Origin of the sequence: Bacillus cereus group sp. BfR-BA-01381 (genome assembly GCF_022663555.1) — a bacterium.
Taxonomy (GTDB): domain Bacteria; phylum Bacillota; class Bacilli; order Bacillales; family Bacillaceae_G; genus Bacillus_A; species Bacillus_A pacificus.
Genome location: NZ_JAKUFR010000188.1, coordinates 1 through 2,143 on the forward strand (window position 1 = coordinate 1; position 2,143 = coordinate 2,143).

A 2,143-nucleotide genomic window follows, 5' to 3' on the forward strand; every position below is an offset into this window, starting at 1 on the left:
AACTAAGGTTTACACCTTAGTTCCTCTCATTTTATCGTAAAGCACGCTTTGGTAATCTATCGATATTCTCTAACATAATACCTGTACCAACCGCAACGCAGTGCATTGGGTTTTCAGCAATTAATACTGGTACTTTTAGTTCTTCTGCTAGAAGCATGTCGATACCGTGTAGTAAAGCTCCACCGCCTGTTAGAATCACACCGCGGTCGATGATGTCCGCTGATAATTCTGGTGGTGTGCGCTCTAGTACGCCTTTTGCAGCTTGTACAATAACAGCCGCATTTTCTTTTAATGCTTCTGTAATTTCTTCAGAGCATACTGTAATTGTACGTGGTAAACCTGTTACCATGTCACGTCCGCGAATTTCAAGTTCTTCGCTACGTGCACCTGGGAATACTGTACCAACTTTAATTTTAATATCTTCTGAAGTACGTTCTCCAATTAATAGCTTATACTTACGTTTAATGTAGTTTAAAATCTCCATATCAAACTTATCGCCAGCCATTTTGATAGAGGAAGAGGTAACAATATCACCCATAGATAGTACAGCGATATCTGTTGTACCTCCACCAATATCAACAACCATGTTACCGCTTGGTTGGAAGATTTCCATACCAGCACCAACTGCGGCTACTTTTGGTTCTTCTTCTAAAAATACTGTTTTACCACCTGAACGTTCAGCAGCCTCACGAATTGCTTTTTGTTCTACTGATGTGATATTTGTTGGACAACAAATTAAAATGCGAGGTTTTGAAAAGAAGCTCTTTACGTCCAATTTGTTAATGAAATACTTTAACATTGCTTCTGTAATTTCGAAATCTGCGATTACACCATCTTTTAGTGGACGAATGGCTACAATATTACCAGGCGTACGTCCCACCATACTTCTTGCTTCTTCACCTACTGCTAATACTTTACCTGTGTTACGATCAATAGCAACAACAGATGGCTCATTTAATACAATACCCTTACCTTTAACATGGATTAATACGTTAGCCGTACCTAGGTCAATTCCGATATCTCGCGCAAACATTCCCGTTTTTTCCTCCTCGATATTCAAAATCAGGTTACACCCGAATTCTTTTACACCTAATTTCTGATTTTATCATAAATTTAACAGAAACGTAATATTCGCAAAAAGAATTCTTCTGAAAAATATTACCGAATTGAAACGGAATGTTTGCGATCGCATATTTATTGACGTACCGGCTTTTCTACATCTTCTTTTCTATACTTTTGTTTTGTTGCTTCTCCGCCTCTTAAATGACGAATAGACTTATGATAATCAAGAATTTCTTTCACTTCATTTGCGAGCTCTGGATTAATTTCTGGTAGACGTTCCGTTAAATCTTTATGGACTGTACTCTTTGATACCCCAAATTCCTTTGCAATGACACGCACTGTCTTTCTTGTCTCCACGATATACTTACCAATCTTGATAGTTCTCTCTTTGATGTAATCGTGCACACCACTCGCCTCCCTAAATTGGATGTGAGAAGGGTGAAATGAGCCTCGCTGCATACGACTTAGAAGTAAGTGTGAGTGCTGTTTGTAAGCGTTAAACATTCTTGGATTTATAATGAAATGATTCACGATTTCTCACCTCAAACACTCTCTTTGCTTTGGTTTATACCATTGTATTGCCCGCACTACTGATATATGCTACATGTTCACTATTTTTGCGGACTAAGTTAAGAAAAATTACGTTTTTTTGTGAGAAATACGTTAACTGTGACTATTTTGGCGAAAAAAAATGACACCTTATATATAAGGCGTCATTCTTCTCGCTCTAACTCTTCTTCTAACAATTGATGGTGGGGAACCTCTTTCTTACCGGCAATGTAATAATATAAAGTAAATAAAACAAACAATAAAATAATAGCAGTCGACAGAACAAACAAAAATGACACAGTATCCCCTCCCTTTTGTAATATATATTCGAGAATCTCGTCATTTTTCCTTGTTATTGCAACTTTTTTCTCGAAATTGAGTATTTTTATATGGAAATAAAAAAATCAGCTCTCCTAGTGAGAACTGATTTTTTCACTTTCTTATTCTTGCGAAGAAGAATCGTTAGATGATTCTGTAGAACCATTTGTTGATTTTTCTTCTTTCTTCGGTTCTTCTTTTTTGTCACTAGTTG

General features: G+C 36.8%; 3 protein-coding genes. All 3 read right to left on the minus strand.

Annotation, left to right across the window (positions count from 1 at the left end; genetic code table 11):
* Positions 1–31: 31 nt before the first annotated feature.
* Positions 32–1,033, minus strand: a complete 1,002-nt coding sequence (gene mreB, locus MR079_RS28110) for a rod shape-determining protein (protein ID WP_000457987.1) — start codon at positions 1,031–1,033, stop codon at positions 32–34.
* A 161-nt stretch (positions 1,034–1,194) separates the two neighbouring features.
* Positions 1,195–1,467 (minus strand): sporulation transcriptional regulator SpoIIID, encoded by a 273-nt coding sequence (spoIIID, locus tag MR079_RS28115; protein ID WP_000544012.1) that lies wholly within the window; start codon positions 1,465–1,467, stop codon positions 1,195–1,197.
* 308 nt (positions 1,468–1,775) lie between these two features.
* On the minus strand, positions 1,776–1,910 hold the full coding sequence (locus MR079_RS28120; RefSeq protein ID WP_000008903.1) for a hypothetical protein: 135 nt from the start codon (positions 1,908–1,910) through the stop codon (positions 1,776–1,778).
* Between the last annotated feature and the right edge of the window lie 233 nt (positions 1,911–2,143).